The sequence below is a fragment of the Mannheimia sp. ZY171111 genome (assembly GCF_017750945.1).
GTDB lineage: Bacteria > Pseudomonadota > Gammaproteobacteria > Enterobacterales > Pasteurellaceae > Mannheimia > Mannheimia pernigra.
This window is the reverse complement of record NZ_CP046532.1, coordinates 857248-875426: the sequence shown is the minus strand read 5'-3', so window position 1 is coordinate 875426 and position 18179 is coordinate 857248. Positions and strand designations below refer to the sequence as shown.

Below are 18179 nucleotides of genomic sequence, written 5' to 3'. Positions count from 1 at the left end.
ATGATTTATTCAAAAATCAAAACCAGCTTTGTTAAACAATCCAGCAACATCAATTCCTGATTTACGGCATTAATCTCCACTAGATCCTGTTGAGTTTGTTGAAGAATTTGCTGTCCTTGTAGTAAGCCATAGGCGGTGAGCTGTTGGCTAAATGGAATAATGCCGTTTTGGAGGTCTGGATTGAGCCAGCCTTGTGTAATGTTCATTTTAGCTTTGAGGGCATCGCTAAAGAAACTTTCTAACCATTCAAGTTGTTGTAATACATTCCCTTTTTCTTTGTCGAAAGCTTGAAAAAGCAATACAACATCTCGATTTTTGTAAAAACGCCAGAAGGTTTGTAGAAATGTTTTTCGCTTTAACAAGCGGTCATTTTCGAGAAAATTTTTGCAAATAAGCGGGCGAGAGCGGCAAATACGCAGTGCAATTTCCAACTCAGATATTGAGGTTGTAGGAAATTGTGTGTGAAGCCATTGCATTACCTCGTTCGCTTGTGGGGCATAAATCACCCAGGTTTGGCTTCGGCTCTGAATGGTAGCTAACACGGTTGATTGCAATGGAGCTTCAAGTAAGAAATAGACATTCTCACGTGGCTCTTCAAGGGTTTTGAGAAGTGCGTTGCTACTTGCTTCGGTTAATCGATCTACGCCTCGAATATACACGACGGTGTTACCGCCTTGTTGAGCGAAATTTTGTAGGTTAGCGATCAATTCTCGCACCTGATCGATGCCAATATCTTTTCCCTCAATCGGTTCTAAAATATGGAAATCTGGGTGGTTTTTGCTTTGCGTAAGTTGGCAACTTTTGCATTGACAGCAAGGATCATCGCTCGTTTTTTCTGTGCAGAGTAACCACTTAGCCACTTTTTCGATTAACGTATTTGTGCCAAGCCCAACATCGGTTTTAAACAGCAGAGCGTGATGCCCTCGTCCGTGTAAAAAGGAGTCGATGAGTTTTTGGTAAGTGCTTGTAAGCCAACTATACATTATTTCAGCCAATTTCTGATTGCGTGTTGAATATCGGCAGTAACTTTTTCAATCGATTGCTCTGCATTGATTATGACTGCTTTGTTATTATTTTTGGTAAGCTCTAAGTAACGCTCTCGTGTGCGATAAAAAAAGTCTAAACTTTGTTGCTCAATACGATCTAACTCGCCCCGGCCTCTAGCACGCGCTAATCCGATGACAGGATCGAGATCGAGGTATATCGTTAAATCAGGCTCAAAAGTGCCAAGAACCGATTCTTTTAAAGTTTCGAGTAATTTGCGATCGAGTTTACGTCCCCCACCTTGATAGGCTTGTGAAGACATATCGTGCCTGTCGCCTAGCACCCATTTACCTTCGGCAAGTGCTGGTTTGATCACATTTTCCACCAGTTGAACACGGGCAGCATAGAGCATTAATAATTCAGCTTTATCAGTTACAGGCTCTTCGGTTTCGTGTTTAATTAAATGACGGAGTTTTTCGGCAAGAGGAGTGCTACCCGGTTCACGAGTCATCACGATATTACTAATGCCTGCTTGCTCTAACTCTTTTAAAATCACTTGGTGAGCAGTTGTTTTGCCTGCACCTTCTAAGCCTTCAATCACAATAAATTTTCCACGCATAGATTTCTCGCTATTTTTTCTGTTCGTTACTTTGATTATTTTTGCGTTTACGTTCAATTTGAATCCACTCTTGCACCGCTTTATTATGATCTTTTAATGTTTTACTAAATTTGTGTCCGCCTGTACCATCTGCGACAAAGTATAAATAGGGTGTGTAATCAGGATTGGCGACCGCTTTAATAGAAGCCTCACTTGGCATAGCGATCGGTGTAGGCGGTAAGCCGTCAATTTGGTAAGTATTATATAGTGTTACTTCTTCTAAATCTTTACGGCGAATATTTCCATCATAGCGATTGCCCATACCGTAAATCACGGTTGGATCGGTTTGCAGACGCATTTTAATGCGTAAGCGGTTAATAAAAACAGAAGCAATTTTAGGGCGTTCGCTCGCAATGCCCGTCTCTTTTTCGACAATCGATGCAAGAATTAACATCTCATAAGGATTGGCAAGCGGTAGATTTTCTGCTCTATTTTGCCAAGCATTTTCTAAGATAGTTTTCTGCCGTTGATAAGCACGTTGTAGTAAAGCTAAATCGGTAGAGTTTGGTGTGTAGCGATAAGTGTCTGGTGCAATCCAACCCTCGATTTTTGTATATGGAATACCGAGTAATTCAGCAATTTCTTTTTCCGATTTATCTTGGAGAGTTTGTTGCAAATAGTTTGCTTTAGATAATTGCTCGTACCCATTTTGGAAGGTTCTACCCTCAATAAATTGCACATTTAATTGCACTTCTTTGCCTGAATTTAAATGAGCCAGCAAATCTTTTACGGTAGCTAAGTTATTTAATGAATAAGCTCCAGCTTTAAATTTGCTTAACTCTGGATGTAATCGCATTAAGTAGGGGAGAAGATCCGCATCATTATGGGTAATAATACCTTGTTCTTTTAAAAGACCTGCTAATCGGTGGCTAGAAATCCCTTTTTCCAGTATAAAAAGTTGATCTGGTTGGGCGGTGATTTGATGCTCTGCTAAGGAATTAAGTTTTTGGTAGCCATAAAATAATCCACCACAAGCAATAACACCAGCTAAACTTAATGCAATAAGGATTTTTTTTAACATTGAATTTGAATAATGGTTAAGAAGAAACGCGTTAAATTTTACTATAAAGCGGTTGTTTTTTCAGAAAAATTTGTAAATAAGAAATAAGTGGTGGGTCATGAAAGATTCGAACTTTCGACCAACGGATTAAAAGTCCGCTGCTCTACCGACTGAGCTAATGACCCAAATAGGTGTTTTTGAAGATTAGTGGTGGGTCATGAAAGATTCGAACTTTCGACCAACGGATTAAAAGTCCGCTGCTCTACCGACTGAGCTAATGACCCAAATCTTGTGTAACGAGGGCATATCATACAGGTTTCTGAAGGTTTGGCAAGTATTTTTTATCTAAATAATGTTGAGTGTGTGGTTTATAAACAATTTTACGGAAATTTAAGCATATTTTATTCAGTCTATAAACGGGCTTTTATCTTTTTCTGAAAATAGGCTATAATCACGCCGTTTATTAAACTCTCGATTTTAATTTAGAAGGAAACCAAAAATGGGCTTAGAATTAGTGCCAGCTGGTAAAGCGTTACCAGATGATATTTATGTTGTTATTGAAATCCCTGCAAATTCAGATCCAATCAAATATGAAGTGGATAAAGAAACGGGGGCATTATTCGTTGATCGTTTTATGGCAACGGCAATGTTTTATCCAGCAAACTATGGTTATGTAAATAATACTTTATCATCAGATGGCGACCCAGTAGATGTATTGGTGCCGACACCATACCCATTACAACCAGGCTCAGTGATTCGTTGTCGCCCAGTAGGGGTATTAAAAATGACTGATGAAGCGGGCGGCGATGCAAAAGTAGTTGCAGTACCACACACTAAATTAAGCAAAGAGTACGATCATATTAAAGATGTTGGTGATTTACCTGCATTATTAAAAGCACAAATTCAACACTTTTTTGAAAGCTATAAAGCACTAGAAGCAGGTAAATGGGTGAAAGTTGAAGGTTGGGGAGATGTAAATGAAGCTCGCCAAGAAATTCTAGAATCTTTCGAGCGTGCTAAAAAGTAATTTTTTTCTCTGAATGCCAAGCAGATTTGTTTGGCATTTTTTGTGGGATATCAATATGAACTTTATTAAAAAACTAGGCCTTTCTATTTTTTTATCTATCATCGTGGTTTCTTGTGCAACAACAGAAAGTATTAACCAAGAAGCCGCTCATCATTATGCACAGGTAAAATTGCAAGCTCGTCACCACAATGCGATTGATGCATCATCGTCTACTGCAAAACGTGTGCATACCGTATTTAATAAAATGAAGCCTTACGCTGAAAGAGTAAACCAAACAAGTGCCCCTTTCCACTGGGAAATTACCGTTTTAAAATCTGATGAGCTGAATGCGTGGGCTATGCCTGGTGGTAAAATGGCGTTCTATACAGGTTTGGTGGAAAAACTTAATTTATCTAACGATGAAATTGCTGTTGTGATGGGCCATGAGATGGCTCACGCTTTAAAAGAGCATGGTAAATCAGGGCGTACGGTCACGATGATTGGTGGCATTGTAGGCGCGATTGCAGATATTGCAGTAACGGCTTCAACGGGTGTAAATACCGAGGGTTTATTAAGTTCTGGCGTAGATTTAATTGCCACTAAGCCATTTTCTCGCAGCCAAGAAACAGAAGCAGATGAAGTGGGCTTAATGTTGATGGCAGAAGCGGGCTATAATCCATCGGCTGCTCCGAATGTATGGATTAAAATGAGCAAGGCAAACGGAGATTCAGGTTTATCGATTTTTTCAACCCACCCGTCAAATGCGGATCGCCAAGAAAATTTAGCTCGTCTAGTACCTGAAGCGATGAAAGTTTATAACGCTCGTAAATAAGATGATGACAAGCGGTGGATTTTTACTAATTTTTTGCAAAAATGCTCTTGATGATTCAAGAGCATTTTTGTTTTTGGTTTCTACTCAATTAGTAACGCACAAAGCCGACCAATTCGTAAACCTTACCTAAAGTCTCTTTGGCTCTCGCTCTGGCTTTGTCTGCACCTTCACGGTAGATTTTTTCAAGCAAGGCTTCGTTTTGGCGGTAGTGATGGTAACGCTCTTGAAGGTTGATTAAGAACGCAGAAACCTGATCCGCTACTTCGGTTTTTAAATGACCATACATTTTGCCTTCAAACTCTGCTTCTAATTCCGCAATGGTTTTGCCTGTAATCGCTGAAAGAATATCTAACAAGTTAGACACGCCCGCCTTATTTTGCACATCGTAACGTACTACAGGTGGCTCATCGCCATCGGTCATTGCACGTTTGATTTTCTTTGCCACTGCTTTAGGATCTTCGAGTAAACCAATGACGTTATTGCGGTTGTCATCTGATTTTGACATTTTTTTTGTCGGTTCTAGTAACGACATCACTCTTGCCCCCGACTTTGCAATAAATACTTCGGGAACAGCGAATACAGTCTCAATAAGATTTCCTTCGGCATCTTTTTTGCCATATAACGCATTGAAGCGGTTGGCAATATCACGAGTGATTTCCAAATGTTGCTTCTGATCATCGCCTACTGGCACTTGGTTTGCTTGATAGAGAAGAATATCTGCCGCCATTAACACCGGGTAAGTGAATAAGCCAACATTCACATTTTCTTCATAGCGAGCGGATTTATCTTTAAATTGCGTCATACGCCCCATCTCGCCAAAATAGGTGTAACAGTTTAATACCCAAGCTAATTGAGCGTGTTCAGGCACCTGGGATTGAATAAAAATCGTACTTTTGTTTGGATCAATGCCACAAGCTAAATAAAGGGCTAATACATCTAAAGTAGATTTACGCAGTGCTTCTGGATCTTGACGCACAGTAATAGCATGTTGATCGACAATGCAATAAACACAATCATAATCATCTTGCATTTTTACCCAGTTGCGTAATGCCCCTAAGTAGTTACCAATGGTCAATTCCCCAGACGGCTGAACGCCACTAAATACGATAGGTTTGGTCATTTTATCATCTCGTTTTGATTGCAAAAAATTGTGGAAATTATACCGCTTGTCGTCTTATTCGCCTACAATTTTCAACACATCTTTAAATTCAGCGGTGACAAAAGTAGGCTCAGATTGCTCAATTGGCACATTGTAGTTATAGCCATAAGTTAAACCAACCACATCACAGCCTGCGGCTTTGGCGGCGATGACGTCATTTTCTGAATCGCCCACAAATAGGAATTCTTGTGGAGCGATATTGAATTTTTCACAAATAAAGAACATTGGGTCTGGGTGTGGTTTAATTTTAGGGAGTGATTGTCCACCTAAGGTTTCATCGAATAAGTGGTAGATGTCAAAGGCAGAAAGCACGGGTTCGACTAATTTAGTTGGTTTGTTTGTGATAACAACCAGCGGATAGCCTTTGGCTTTTAAGGCTTCTAAGGTTTCTTTTACATTTGGGAATAGCGTGCTTTTCTCACACACATAGATGGCGTAGTATTTATCAAAGTGCATTCGCATTGTGGTTAATTCATCGGCTTGGAACATTTTGCCTGTGTGAGCAACCGCATTTTGGAAGAAAATGTCAGCCCCTTTGCCAATCCAAGTTAGTACTTTTTCCTGTGTCACGGTTGGCAAGCCTGCTTCTAAGAACATTGAGTTTACGACTAAGGTTAGGTCAGGTAGGGTGTTAATGAGGGTTCCATCTAAGTCAAAACCAATTACTTTGTATTTATTGCTCATTGTTTTTCCTTAAAAATGTAAGCGGTCGTTTTTGGCAAATTTTTTGCTATTTTCGACCGCTTGTTATCATTATTTTACTTTATTGGCTTGATACGCCCACAGCATAATCAAGGTTCCGACGATAATCATTGGTAAAGAGAGCAATTGACCTCGTGTGATTAAATCTGCGGTGGTGTTTACGTTGTGGTCGATTTCTCGGAAGTATTCCACAATAAAGCGGAAAGTGCCGTAGCCGATTAAAAATAAGCCTGACACAGAGCCTGTTGGGCGAGGTTTTTTGATAAACCCGTTTAGAATGAGTAGCAATATGACGCCTTCTAAAAAGGCTTCATAGAGTTGTGATGGGTGGCGAGGCAAATAGCCTCCACTTGGGAATAAAACTGCCCAAGGTACATCAGTTACACGCCCCCAAAGTTCGTCATTGATAAAATTACCAATACGCCCCATTCCTAATCCGAATGGTACCAGTGGAGCAATAAAATCAGCGGTTTGCCAGAAACTACGGTTTTGACGGTAGGAAACCCAAACCATTGCTATAATTACGCCAATTAAGCCTCCATGAAAAGACATTCCGCCTTCCCAAATGCGGAAAAGATAGAGTGGTTCTTGCAAGAAGCGATCGAAATTATAAAAGAAGACATCACCAATCCGCCCGCCTAATACCACGCCCCAGAAGCCAGTATAGATTAAGCTATCAACTTGCTCGGTTGTCCAAACGCCATTTGAGTTTTTTGCTCTTCTCATTCCCAGCCAGTAAGCAAAAGCAAAACCTGCTAAATACATTAATCCATACCAACGTAGGGCAATGGGTCCGATTTCAAATACGATAGGGTTAATTTGTGGAAATTGAATAAATTGTTCGTTCATAGTTTCCTTATTTTAAAAACATATTGATAGCGATACAGACCAAGAGTACCGCGAAGGCTTTTTTGAGTATTGGCACAGGTAAGGCATTTGCTGCACTTGCTCCTATTTTTGAAGTGAAAAATGAGGTTGAGGTGATGCCTATCAGTGCTGGTAAATAGATATAGCCTAATGAGTAATCAGGCATTCCCTTTAAGCCTAAGCCACTTACAATAAAGCTGATTGTGCCAGATAAACCTAAAAATGCACCACAAAATGACGAAGTACCGATTGCTCGTTTAATATCTAAGCCTCGATCGCTTAAAAACGGCACAATAAATGCACCGCCTGCGATGCCTGCCATACTAGACAAGGTGCCAATTACGCTTCCGCCAAGCAATGTAGCTTTGAACGTAAGCGGTTTATTTTTCGGTGCTCTTTTCAAGCTGAAAAGCATTTTGCCCGCAAGATATAACACCATTATAGCAAAAATTTTAGACATAATTTGCGGATCTAGTCGACTTACTACTAAACCAGATAAGAATACCGAAATCATTAACGCAGGAATAAAGGATTTACTCGTTTGTATATCAACATTGCCCAACTTATGGTGGCGTTGAGCCGATGAAAAAGCGGTAATAATAATAGTTGAGAACGACGTGCCTAATGCGGTAGACATCACATATTCAGGGGGGACACCTGCCATTGGCAGTAAAAATACCAAACTCGGGACAATAATCAGACCACCCCCAATGCCGAATAATCCAGCTAAAAAGCCGACAAATACTCCTAAAAAAAGGCAGATTAACAAAATAGTCATTATTGTTTTCCCTTTTGGTTATGTTGATGCCAAGCCCGATATGGTTTACGGCTTTCCCACTTATAAGATTTGGTGGCGTCTTGAAAGGATGGTCTTGATGTATGAGAAAATTTGTCATCTCGCTCGGTACGGGGCCTTTCAAGCGGTTTATCTTCGGCATTTTTTTGCAGAACGTGTGCAAACTCTTTCATTGCTTTTCGGTAAACATCACGTTTGAAAGAAACAACCTGACGAACAGGATACCAAAAACTCACCCATCGCCAGTTATCGAATTCTGGGTTTTTCGTGATTTTTAAATTAATCAGACTTTCATCACTCACTAATTGTAATAAAAACCAACGCTGTTTTTGCCCGATACAGACAGGCCCTGTTCCTTCATTACGCACCAAACGTTTTGGTAGTTTATATTTTAGCCAATATTTAGACGCCCAAAGCAATCGTACATCTTTTTTGCTTAAGCCAACTTCTTCATAAAGCTCACGGTACATTGCTGTTTCAATGTTTTCCCCCTCGTTAATTCCACCTTGTGGAAATTGCCAAGAGTTTTGACCAAACCGTTTTGCCCACAGAACTTGTCCGTGCTTATTACAGATAACGATGCCAACATTTGGGCGGTAGCCATCGAAATCGATCACTCGACCACCTAATTTGTACAATTTTAGAATGTAGAGATTGTTTCATACTTTGGCAGGATTTGCAAAAAATCGATCGATTTCGACCGCTTGTGTATAACTTTGTGGATAACTTTTGAATGTTAGCAGTATAACTTGAGGATAACTATATTGAGCGTTGTAAATTAGAGCCACGAATGAGATCCTAAAATAGGATCTTTTTCTTGCACAATGATCTGGATAAAGATCAAGTAGTTGACTTTTTTCTCATCAAAATAAGTTGAAAGATTAACATCAAGAAACAGAAAAAGGTGATTTTGGTAAAGTCTGTTGAGTTATCCCCACCATTTGTGGATAAAGATGTGATAGTTTTTCAAAATCAGGGTGAATAACTTAGAATAAGCATTTAAACTTTTAAAAATATATAATTAAATCAATGTGTTAGCGTGATTATTAAAAGTGATAAATAGATGTGTATTTTATTGGTTATTTTTTGTGCTAAAAAGCCGTTTATCTGGCAAAGACAAACGGCTTTATCATTTGGAATATTAAAATTTCTCTACAAAGTCAGCATAAGCATTGATGAAGCTTTGCATTGAAAGTGCGAGAGCTTTTTTGGTAATTTCGCCTTGTTCGTTAAATACGCCATCAAATAAATTACCTACGCTTAAAGCAAATGGGAGTGTTGGCATATTTACAAATGAGCCAGAGGTAATTGCTCGAATTTGATCTGCGACACGGACACCGCCCCCTGCACTTGCTCCAACCGTGACGATGCCTGCAGGTTTGCCAATCCATTTGCTTTCACCCATTGGGCGAGAAACCACGTCAATGGCATTTTTTAACATTGCTGAAATACCCGCATTGTGTTCTGGTGTAACAAATAAAATGCCGTCTGCGTTTTCTACAGCCTCGCGTACACGAGTGTATTGTGCTGGGCTATTTTCGTCTAAATCACGATCATAAAGTGGTAAATCTGCAATTTCTACAATATTTAATTGAATGCTAGTTGGGGCCATTTTTTGTAAATGGCGAACGGTTAATTGGCTAAATGAAGTTTTGCTGTTGCTGCCGATTAATACTGCGATTTGTTTTGTCATTTTATAGATTCCTTTTATAGTCCATAAGATTAATGGTCTGCTTATTTTACAGCTTTCTTTTTAGTGAATAAACCTCACATTGTAATTGCAAAAGAGATTATTTATAACCAAATTTTCTTTTTCTACCGATTCCGTTATAATCGCAACAATTTTTTGACTATTTTTGAAGGAATTGAGCAATGTTATATCCAAGTGAAGATTTTTTGTATGCTCCCGTTGAATGGGTAGATCACAGCGAAGGTTATACTGATATTCGCTACCATAAATCAAAAGATGGTATTGCAAAAATTACGATTAACCGCCCTGAAGTGCGTAACGCTTTCCGCCCTCATACAATAAAAGAGATGATTGACGCTTTTGCTGATGCACGTTTTGATGAAAAGATTGGCGTGATCGTATTAACTGGAGAAGGTGAATATGCATTTTGTGCTGGTGGCGATCAGAAAGTGCGTGGTGACTACGGCGGCTATAAAGATGAAAGCGGTGTACATCATTTAAACGTGTTGGATTTTCAGCGTGATATTCGTACTTGCCCGAAACCAGTTGTAGCAATGGTCGCAGGGTATGCGATTGGCGGCGGTCACGTTTTGCATATGTTATGCGATTTAACGATTGCGGCAGATAATGCAAAATTTGGTCAAACGGGTCCGAAAGTAGGTTCATTTGATGGCGGCTGGGGGGCAAGCTATATGGCACGTCTTGTTGGTCAGAAAAAAGCCCGTGAAATTTGGTTTTTATGTCGTCAGTACGACGCACAAGAAGCCTTAGATATGGGCTTAGTGAATACTGTTGTGCCTTATGCAAATTTAGAAAAAGAGACGGTGCGTTGGTGTCGTGAAATGTTGCAAAACAGCCCAATTGCCTTACGTTGCTTGAAAGCTGCCTTGAATGCCGACTGCGATGGTCAAGCAGGTCTTCAAGAATTAGCAGGCAATGCTACAATGTTGTTCTATATGACGGAAGAAGGGCAAGAAGGGCGTAATGCGTTTAATGAAAAGCGTGAGCCTGATTTCAGTAAGTTCCGCCGTAATCCGTAGTATTTCCAAGAAAAAGCCTAGCGCAGTAAGCTGTGTTGGAGTAAAGGCATCATTTGCAAATTTTTTTATAAATTTGACCGCTTACCTTTCTAATTTAAGTTAATGTTATGTCAGACGTTGAGCTAAACGATCAGAATCAAGCGCAGAGCCAAGATCCTGAGTCAAAACCGAAAAGGAGAAGTTATATTCTCTCCACTTTATTTAAGCTTGGGCTGATTGGAGCTTGTAGTGTCGCTTTCTATGGGATTTACCTAGACGGCAAGATTCGTCGCAAAATGGACGGGCAAGTTTGGGCGTTACCTGCTGAGGTTTATGCCCGTATTGAAAGCATTAAAATTGAGGATCATTTAGGGCTTGAACAAACTAAACAGGCTTTGTTGGATAACGGTTATCGTCAAGTTTCACAGGTGGCTACACCAGGTGATTTTAAAATAGAAGAGAATCGTTTAGTTTTGCTACGTCGTGCTTTCCCATTTCCTGAAACGCCTGAATCGCAACGTGTTCTACGTTTAACGTTCAAAGATGATAAATTAACCTATATCGAAGATCTTGTGCAGGGAAAGTTGATCGAGGAATTTCGTTTAGATCCGAAATTGCTTGCGATGTTGCACTCCGATAGTGATGAAGAACGTCAAGCGTTACGTTTACAAGAATATCCTCGTTTGTTGATTGAATCGTTGATTTTAACTGAAGATCGTCGCTTTTATCAGCACGATGGAATCAGCCCGATTGGAATTGCACGAGCATTAATGACGAATTATCAAGCAGGCAGAACTGTGCAAGGTGGAAGTACCTTAACACAACAGTTGGTTAAAAACCTGTTTTTAACGAATGAACGATCGTTGGGGCGTAAAATTAACGAAGCCTTGATGTCGGTTATTTTAGATTTTAGATATGAGAAAAATCGTATTCTAGAAACGTACCTCAATGAAATTTATTTAGGACAAAATGGTAGCTATCAAATTCACGGCTTTGCATTAGCAAGTAAATTCTATTTTGGTCGCCCAATTCAAGAAATCAGCCTTGACCAAATTGCTTTATTAGTGGGAATGGTAAAAGGTCCATCACTTTATAATCCGTGGCGAAACCCACAAGGTGCGACAGAACGCCGTAATGTCGTACTGCGTTTATTACGTGATCATCAAGTGATTAATCAAGAACTTTATGATTTGTTGAGTAGGCGTCCATTAAATGTGCGTGAAAAAGGCACGATTTACCGCGAACAACCTGCGTTTATGCAGGCATTAACGATTGATTTAAAAAATGAATTAGGAGAAGTTAGAGCCGCACAACTTTCAGGCACAAAAATCTTTACTACGCTAGATCGCAAGCAGCAGCGTTCAGCAGAACAAGCCGTTATTACTGGCTTGGAAGATTTAGAGAGCAATAATAAGAAGGTAACAGATCTGCAATCTGCAATTGTCGTGGTGGAATATCGTACAGGCAAAGTGAGAGCTATTGTTGGCGATCGTTTAACTCAATTTGCAGGTTTTAACCGTGCTATACAGTCAAAACGTCAGATAGGTTCTTTAGTTAAGCCGTCTATCTATGCAATTGCTTTAGCTCAGCCTGATCTGTTTCGTTTAAATACACCTGTTCAAAACAGACAAATTTCAATTAAAGTAGGCTCAACTTATTGGACCCCTCGTAACTACGACCGTAGCTTCAGCGGTTCAGTAATGTTTATGGACGCATTGGTTCGCTCGCTTAATATTCCAACTGTGAATATTGGTATGAAAGTGGGCTTGAAAAAAGTGATCGCTAAACAAAAAGAGATGGGCTGGAATACCACTGAAATTCCGTTATATCCTTCAACTTTGTTAGGTTCTTATTCTATTTCTCCTTACGATGTAACGCGTTCTTATCAAGTGATTGCGAATGAAGGCTTAAAAATACCATTAACGACGATTGAGACCATTATTTCTCATAATGGTGAAATATTCTACCAGCGAGATAATAGTAAAATCGGTGATCAGGTGCTTCCTCCAGAAGCTGCCGTACAAACGATGTATGCAATGCAACAAGTAGTAGAGCGAGGTACTGCTCGTAGCCTGCAAGGTCATTTTGCTAAGTTAAAATTAGCAGGCAAAACAGGTACAACCAATAATGCTCGTGATACCTGGTTTGTTGGTGTTGATGGCGAACATATTACAACGGTTTGGCTCGGGAAAGATAATAATGGTGATACCCATTTAACTGGCTCAAGCGGAGCATTATATGTTTATAAGCAATATCTTGAACGTGCTTTACCACAGGCTTATAAATTACCTAAACTCAATACGATGCAATGGGTTGGCATTAATAGCTACGGTAGCTGGACCTGCGATAGCAGCAGACAAATTCCTGTTTGGCGTGATAATGGGCAGAGTTATTGTACCAGCACAGGCACTGTTGCCGCTCAATCAAGTGTATGGGATGCTCTTTCATTGAAAGAGGATAATAATCCAAAAGCTGAAGAGGCGGAAGACAACCAATTTATTCCAAATGAAGAGGTTGCTCCGAAGGAATAAGAATAGTTTTGATAGTTATTATTATTTGAATTTGAATTCTTGATAGGTTATATCTATGATAAGTATATATTATAACCATTTGCCACGTTGTTATTTGAGTAGTAATATAACTATAAATTAAATGAGCAGTATGTATTTAATTTGAAAGATAATTACCAATAAAAAGGAGCATATTATGGCAATGTCAAATATCGGTTTAAATAAAGAAGTCGCAAAAAAATTAGCAGATGAATTAAATGATTTATTAGCAACGTATCAAGTATTTTACACGAATGTGCGTGGCTATCACTGGAACGTGCGTGGTGTAAATTTCTTTGAATTACACGCAAAATTTGAAGAAATTTATGATGATTTAGTTTCTAAAGTAGATGAAATTGCAGAGCGTATTTTAACTTTAGGTCATACGCCAAATAACGCATTTAGCCAATATTTAACACGTTCTCAAATTAAAGAACATATTGGTGTTTCAGCGGCACAAGAGTGTTTAAGAGGCACATTAGATGGCTTTAAAACACTCTTAGCTCAGCAACGTGAAATTTTAACGTTAGCCAATGAGGCTGATGATGAAGGTACAGCTTCTCAAATGAGTGACTACATCAAAGAGCAAGAAAAATTAGTATGGATGTTCACCGCTGCTTGTGCAGAATGTTCAGATTACGCACAAGGTTGTTCTTGCAACTCATAACAGTTTTTATGATTTTAACCCCGATACTCATCGGGGTTTTATTTTTTAATCACTATGTCGAACGGTTTTCAATTTAAACAGTTTTTTATTCAGCATAATAAATGTGCGATGAAGGTTAATACTGATGGTATTTTGCTTGGTGCCATCGCTTATATCGAAAATGCTCAGCAAATTTTAGATTTAGGCACAGGCTCAGGTTTGGTTGCCCTTATGCTTGCTCAACGAACCAGTGAGACTTGCCAGATTACTGCATTAGAGCTTGAACCAAATGCTTGCCGACAAGCGGGTGAAAATGTAAAAAAATCTGTATGGGCAAATCGTATTTCTGTTTTACAAGGTGATGTGATGCAGCAACAATTTGAACAGAAATTCGATTTAATTGTAAGTAACCCGCCCTATTTTGAACACTCGCTTGCCAGCCAAACTGAACAACGAGATCTTGCCCGTGCCATTCAGCAGCACACCCATTTTGATTGGTTAAAACAAGCCAAAAGTTGGTTGGCAGAAAAGGGCAGAATTACTTTGATTTTACCCACGGAAGCGGCAGAAAAACTCATTTCACAAAGTGAAAAAATGGGTTTGTATTGTACTGAGCAATGGACGATTTTTACTAAATTAGAGAAAGCACCTAAGCGAAGCATAGTGAGTTTTCGTTTGCAGGAGAGGCGATGTGTACAAAGAAAGTTGGTCATTTATGATCGGAATAACTGTTACACTGCGGAATTTAAACGGATCACTCGCGATTTTTATTTGAATTTTTGATCTGCTATACAGACTAAAAAACCGACCAAGCGGTCGGTTTTTGTGAATTTTTTGCAAGTTATTCGCTAATATCGTTTAAATCCAACAATTCTTGCGAAAGAATAATGCCTGTTAAATCGGCATAGACATAATCTTCAGGGAAAAACGTTACACCGCCAAAATTAACAGGGGTATCTACCTCGCCAATATCGGTATTATCTGCCCCGACTGGAATAGGAGCAAGTGCGTGAATGCCAATCTCTAGTCTTTCCAAAATATCTAACTGGCGAACAGCACCATAAACGATGATTCCTTCCCAGCCATTATCCACAGCGAGTTGAGCCAGCTCTGCATCAATTAATGCTCGGCGAACAGCACCGCCACCATCAACCAATAACACACGCCCTTCGCCTTCTTCTTCCAGCACTTCAGCAATTAAGCCATTGCTTTCAAAACATTTGACGGTAGTGATTTTGCCAAAGAAGGAAGAGGCACCCCCAAAACTTGAGAAAATCGGTTCAACAACATCAATTTGGTCAGAATAAAGATCGCAAAGCTCAGAGGTATCAATACGCATAATATGCTCCTGTTTAAATCATATAGCGAGAGTATAAACTGTAGCTCTCAATTTGCAAAATGATATTGGAAAAAGACCGCTTGTTAGATTTGAGATTCTCCTTTGGGATCTAAAGTACCGCTTTTAAGATGTAAATCTGTTTGATCGTCTTCTGTAGTAGAAATACTTAAGTTATCAAATTCTAATTGAATTTTTTCAAGAATATCCCAATAAGCTACCCAGTAGTTTGTCGTTTGTACCCAAGGGCGAGCAATTAACTGTACGCTATCTGAGCCTAGCGTACCTACAGCAACGACAGGAGCAGGATCTTTTAATACATAATCGTTATTTTCTAAAATACGTTGAATAACCTCTTTTGCATTTTTTAAGTTAGCACCGTAAGCAATATCAAACGTAAAATCAATGCGACGAGTTGGGTTATTCGAGTAATTAACAATTTTATCTGAGAATACTTTACCATTTGGTAAAAGTACGGTTTTGTTATCACCAGTACGAAGCTCTAAAACGAGTAAACCCATTTTTTCAACCACACCGCTCATGCCACTCGTTTCTATCAAATCACCTTTACGAAATGGCTCAAAAATGAGAAGCATCACACCTGCTGCGAAGTTTTGTAATGAGTTTTGCAGTGATAAACCAATAGCTAAACCTGCTGCACCGATTAATGCGACTAATGAACTGGTATTAATACCCACTTGTGAAAGTGAGGCAATCACCACAATTAATAGTAGTAAGAAATAGCTGATCGAAGTAATAAAACTTTGCAACATTTCATTTCTGGTTGATGTTAATGCAGCTTTTCCTAGTAAAGTGCTAATGATGCGAGCAAGAAATCTACCGATGACAAAAATCGCAATTGCAAGTAGGATTTTTGTACCATAAGGAATAATCCACTCATAAAGAATAGTATTAAAATCCATCGAACTCATTTTATTGATCATTTTCCCTGTTTGTGCAACGACATCAATCTTTGGAGCTATTTCTGTAGCTTTATCTGTCATATCTGTTCCTTTAAAATAAAAATTAAAAATTTAACCCATCGACTCACTAATAGGTTGGCGGTTTTGTGTTAGAATTCAAAACAGTATTTTCTCTAAAAGACAACATAATGACAACAGAAAAAGTAATTTGTGCCAGCGTTAAATTTTTGACTATTGGTGAAGATGAAGCAGGGCAGCGTTTAGATAATTTTTTATTGGCAAAACTCAAAGGCGTACCGAAAAGCTTGATTTACCGTATAGTCCGTAAAGGCGAAGTGCGGGTAAACAAAGGACGAACTAAGCCTGAATACAAACTGCACGCTGATGATATAGTACGTGTTCCACCTGTGCGTGTGACAGAGAAAAATGAGCCACAGATTTCTACCAAATTGAATAAAGTCGCCGAGCTGGAAAGCCAAATCTTGTATGAAGATGATTCTATGCTTGTTATCAACAAGCCATCAGGCATTGCAGTTCATGGCGGTAGTGGCTTGAGTTTTGGGGTAATTGAGGCGTTAAGAGCGTTACGTTCTCAAGCTCGCTTTTTAGAGCTTGTTCATCGTATAGACCGCGATACTTCGGGCATTTTGCTGGTGGCTAAAAAACGCTCTGCATTGCGTTCATTACACGAGCAACTGCGTGAAAAAGTCGTACAAAAAGAGTATTTAGCGTTGGTGCGTGGGCAATGGCAGACTCATACTAAAGTGATTAAAGCCCCGTTGCTTAAAAGTGAGTTAGCAAGTGGTGAGCGAATTGTGCGAGTCAGTGAAGAAGGTAAACCCTCTGAAACTCGCTTTAGCATTGAAGAGCGTTACGCTAATGCCTCGCTGATTAAAGCTTCTCCCGTTACGGGTAGAACGCATCAAATCCGAGTGCATACTCAATATGCAGGACACCCGATTGCTTTAGATGATAAATATGGCGACAGCGATTTCGACATTAAAATGAAAGAAGCTGGGTTACACCGCCTGTTCTTACACGCCTATTCTATTCGTTTTGAACATCCGAAAACTGGTGAGGAAATGGTGATTACTGCACCGCTGGATAAAAAGCTTAAAGGTGTGTTGGCGAAGTTGAGGACGGAGAAATAAGATGAAAATCTATTTCAAAAATTTTCAAAAAAATGACCGCTTGTTAGATTTGACTAAGCCACACATTATGGGCATTTTAAATTTCACGCCCGATTCATTTTCTGATTCAGGTCAGTTTTTCTCCCTTGATAAAGCGTTGTTCCACGCCGAGAAAATGCTAAATGAAGGAGCAACTATTATTGATGTCGGTGGCGAATCGACTCGCCCGAATGCAGCGATTGTGACTTTAGAAGAAGAGCTTGAGCGTGTTGTGCCAGTAGTAGAAGCCATTCATAATCGTTTTGACTGTTTAATTTCAGTGGATAGCTCCAAGGCTGAGGTATTCAAACAAGCTGCAAAAGTGGGTATGGATATGATTAATGATGTTCGAGCTTTAACTGAGCAAAACGCATTAGAAACCGTTGCTGAGCTGGGGTTGCCGGTTTGTTTAATGCATATGCAAGGTAATCCGCAAAATATGCAGCAAAATCCAGAATATGATGATGTGTTAGAAGAAGTGGCGGATTTTTTAAATCAACGTATTTTCGAGTGCGTTACAGCAGGCATTCCTAAAGAGCATATTATTTTAGATCCTGGTTTTGGCTTTGGAAAAACGGTTAAGCATAATTATCAACTACTGAAACATTTAAAAGCCTTTGCCGATTCGGGATTTCCTGTGCTTGCAGGGCTTTCTCGGAAATCGATGATTGGTGCAGTGTTAGATAAACCCGTAGAGCAAAGGCTAGCGGGTTCAATTGCTGCGGCTCTTATTGCTGTGCAACATGGGGCAAAGATTTTACGTGTTCACGATGTTGCCGAAACTGCCGATATGCTAAAAATTTGGCAGGCAACCGTTGAATCAGATAATTAATATTTAGGAGT

General features: G+C 39.5%; 19 protein-coding genes and 2 tRNA genes. 8 read left to right on the top strand and 13 right to left on the bottom strand.

The features are described from left to right. Window positions 1-5 precede the first annotated feature (5 nt). The 5 genes from GM698_RS04165 to GM698_RS04145 all read right to left on the bottom strand — a co-directional run bounded on the left by GM698_RS04165 (window position 6) and on the right by GM698_RS04145 (window position 2926). The gene (locus GM698_RS04165; RefSeq protein WP_209289702.1) at window positions 6-983 is read right to left on the bottom strand and encodes a DNA polymerase III subunit delta'; all 978 of its coding nucleotides are present in this window, start codon (window positions 981-983) and stop codon (window positions 6-8) included. Next, window positions 983-1603 (bottom strand): dTMP kinase, encoded by a 621-nt coding sequence (gene tmk / locus GM698_RS04160; protein ID WP_209289701.1) that lies wholly within the window; start codon window positions 1601-1603, stop codon window positions 983-985. Before tmk ends, GM698_RS04165 begins: the two co-directional genes overlap by 1 nt. Window positions 1604-1613: 10 nt before the next feature. Beyond that, entirely contained in the window at window positions 1614-2663 is a 1050-nt protein-coding gene (gene mltG, locus GM698_RS04155) for an endolytic transglycosylase MltG (protein ID WP_176807657.1), read from the bottom strand. 88 nt (window positions 2664-2751) lie between these two features. Next, a tRNA-Lys gene (locus GM698_RS04150) sits at window positions 2752-2827 on the bottom strand. Window positions 2828-2850: 23 nt separating this feature from the next. Beyond that, window positions 2851-2926, bottom strand: a tRNA-Lys gene (locus GM698_RS04145). A gap of 215 nt (window positions 2927-3141) precedes the next feature. On the opposite strand from GM698_RS04145, the gene ppa reads away from it, so the two are divergent. Both ppa and GM698_RS04135 read left to right on the top strand, forming a co-directional pair. After that, window positions 3142-3669 carry an inorganic diphosphatase gene (gene ppa / locus GM698_RS04140; RefSeq protein WP_159628958.1) on the top strand — a complete coding sequence of 176 codons (528 nt, stop codon included), beginning with the start codon at window positions 3142-3144 and terminating at the stop codon, window positions 3667-3669. A 55-nt stretch (window positions 3670-3724) separates the two neighbouring features. Continuing rightward, a complete protein-coding gene (locus GM698_RS04135; RefSeq protein WP_209289700.1) occupies window positions 3725-4480 on the top strand; it encodes a M48 family metallopeptidase in 756 nt (251 codons plus the stop codon). 88 nt (window positions 4481-4568) lie between these two features. On the opposite strand, the gene trpS is transcribed toward GM698_RS04135, so the two are convergent. The 6 genes from trpS to GM698_RS04105 form a co-directional block, all read right to left on the bottom strand. Further along, entirely contained in the window at window positions 4569-5600 is a 1032-nt protein-coding gene (gene trpS, locus GM698_RS04130) for a tryptophan--tRNA ligase (RefSeq protein WP_209289699.1), read from the bottom strand. Between the two features lie 54 nt (window positions 5601-5654). Continuing rightward, complete coding sequence (locus GM698_RS04125; RefSeq protein WP_209289698.1) at window positions 5655-6323, bottom strand: phosphoglycolate phosphatase; 669 nt, start codon at window positions 6321-6323, stop codon at window positions 5655-5657. Window positions 6324-6392: 69 nt separating this feature from the next. Continuing rightward, the gene (lgt, locus tag GM698_RS04120; protein ID WP_176809554.1) at window positions 6393-7190 is read right to left on the bottom strand and encodes a prolipoprotein diacylglyceryl transferase; all 798 of its coding nucleotides are present in this window, start codon (window positions 7188-7190) and stop codon (window positions 6393-6395) included. 7 nt (window positions 7191-7197) lie between these two features. Further along, window positions 7198-7986: a sulfite exporter TauE/SafE family protein gene (locus tag GM698_RS04115; protein ID WP_176807652.1), complete on the bottom strand. Its 789-nt coding sequence runs from the start codon at window positions 7984-7986 to the stop codon at window positions 7198-7200. After that, window positions 7986-8621 (bottom strand): RNA pyrophosphohydrolase, encoded by a 636-nt coding sequence (gene rppH / locus GM698_RS04110; RefSeq protein WP_176809555.1) that lies wholly within the window; start codon window positions 8619-8621, stop codon window positions 7986-7988. Before rppH ends, GM698_RS04115 begins: the two co-directional genes overlap by 1 nt. A gap of 524 nt (window positions 8622-9145) precedes the next feature. Then, the gene (locus GM698_RS04105) at window positions 9146-9697 is read right to left on the bottom strand and encodes an NADPH-dependent FMN reductase (protein WP_176807650.1); all 552 of its coding nucleotides are present in this window, start codon (window positions 9695-9697) and stop codon (window positions 9146-9148) included. A gap of 179 nt (window positions 9698-9876) precedes the next feature. Here GM698_RS04105 and menB point away from each other — a divergent pair, with 179 nt between their 5' ends. From menB to GM698_RS04085, 4 genes are all read left to right on the top strand, one after another. Further along, entirely contained in the window at window positions 9877-10734 is an 858-nt protein-coding gene (gene menB / locus GM698_RS04100; RefSeq protein WP_176812143.1) for a 1,4-dihydroxy-2-naphthoyl-CoA synthase, read from the top strand. Window positions 10735-10841: 107 nt separating this feature from the next. Next, window positions 10842-13244: a penicillin-binding protein 1B gene (gene mrcB / locus GM698_RS04095; protein WP_209289697.1), complete on the top strand. Its 2403-nt coding sequence runs from the start codon at window positions 10842-10844 to the stop codon at window positions 13242-13244. A 175-nt stretch (window positions 13245-13419) separates the two neighbouring features. After that, the gene (locus GM698_RS04090; protein WP_176807647.1) at window positions 13420-13929 is read left to right on the top strand and encodes a Dps family protein; all 510 of its coding nucleotides are present in this window, start codon (window positions 13420-13422) and stop codon (window positions 13927-13929) included. A 48-nt stretch (window positions 13930-13977) separates the two neighbouring features. Next, on the top strand, window positions 13978-14691 hold the full coding sequence (locus GM698_RS04085) for a tRNA1(Val) (adenine(37)-N6)-methyltransferase (protein ID WP_209289781.1): 714 nt from the start codon (window positions 13978-13980) through the stop codon (window positions 14689-14691). Window positions 14692-14749: 58 nt separating this feature from the next. Here the strand turns inward: GM698_RS04085 and rraA are convergent, their stop codons facing one another. Together rraA and GM698_RS04075 are read right to left on the bottom strand one after the other, a co-directional pair. Further along, window positions 14750-15247 (bottom strand): ribonuclease E activity regulator RraA, encoded by a 498-nt coding sequence (gene rraA / locus GM698_RS04080; RefSeq protein WP_176807646.1) that lies wholly within the window; start codon window positions 15245-15247, stop codon window positions 14750-14752. An 83-nt stretch (window positions 15248-15330) separates the two neighbouring features. Further along, window positions 15331-16248 (bottom strand): mechanosensitive ion channel family protein, encoded by a 918-nt coding sequence (locus GM698_RS04075; protein ID WP_176812145.1) that lies wholly within the window; start codon window positions 16246-16248, stop codon window positions 15331-15333. Between the two features lie 107 nt (window positions 16249-16355). On the opposite strand from GM698_RS04075, the gene rluC reads away from it, so the two are divergent. Together rluC and folP are read left to right on the top strand one after the other, a co-directional pair. Continuing rightward, window positions 16356-17318, top strand: a complete 963-nt coding sequence (gene rluC, locus GM698_RS04070) for a 23S rRNA pseudouridine(955/2504/2580) synthase RluC (RefSeq protein ID WP_209289696.1) — start codon at window positions 16356-16358, stop codon at window positions 17316-17318. A gap of 1 nt (window position 17319) precedes the next feature. Continuing rightward, on the top strand, window positions 17320-18168 hold the full coding sequence (gene folP, locus GM698_RS04065) for a dihydropteroate synthase (RefSeq protein WP_209289695.1): 849 nt from the start codon (window positions 17320-17322) through the stop codon (window positions 18166-18168). Window positions 18169-18179 lie beyond the last annotated feature (11 nt).